Origin of the sequence: Legionella dresdenensis (assembly GCF_042649825.1) — a bacterium.
Lineage (GTDB): Bacteria > Pseudomonadota > Gammaproteobacteria > Legionellales > Legionellaceae > Legionella_C > Legionella_C dresdenensis.
Window position 1 is genome coordinate 1 of sequence record NZ_JBHSAB010000035.1, and the last position, 659, is coordinate 659.

Below are 659 nucleotides of genomic sequence, written 5' to 3' on the forward strand. Positions count from 1 at the left end.
ACATTAAACATCCATTGGATAGAAGTATTTGCCTGATTTCTCTGCTTTTCCCAGCATTGTAGTTGATTAATAAGAGTCGCCTTATCAGGGATCCGGCGATCAAGGCACTGCCGATTCATGACACCAATTTCAATTTCGGCCATATTAAGCCAACTGGCATGCTTGGGTGTGTAATGAAACTCGAGTCGTTTTAGAATACGTCTGGCTTCAGCAGGTGGAAAGGTTTTATATAGAGAGGCCTCATGATGGGTAGAAAAATTATCCAGCACGACACGGATCATATCCGCTTCAGGGTAGTGCTCATCTACCAGTTCACGCATGCACTCAGCAAAGTCGGTTGATGTTTTTTGTTCAGTGACCTTTGTTTTTCGCCATCCACGATGCCTATCAAAAAACATGAAGATATTGGTTACACCAGCACGCTCGTATTCATAATCTTCTCGTGCGGGACAACCCGGTTTTGGGAGTTTTGGCTTATTAACCTCTTTAACAAGCTGTTTACCTGTTTCGTCAAAGTTGATAATAGGGCGTTTCATATCTGCCGGTTCTGCATACAGGTCAAGAACATCTTCCATACGGGCAATATAGGCCGCATCAAGCTTTCCAATGCACCACATCTTTTTTTGCCATGGCTTCAACTCCTTTTCTTTTAACCGTTG

At 43.2% G+C, this 659-nt stretch carries 1 protein-coding gene; it reads right to left on the reverse strand.

Going from position 1 to position 659, the window contains the following annotated elements; genetic code table 11:
* A partial coding sequence (locus tag ACFORL_RS12770; protein ID WP_382344617.1) for an IS630 family transposase occupies nt 1-659 on the reverse strand: 659 nt, incomplete at both ends.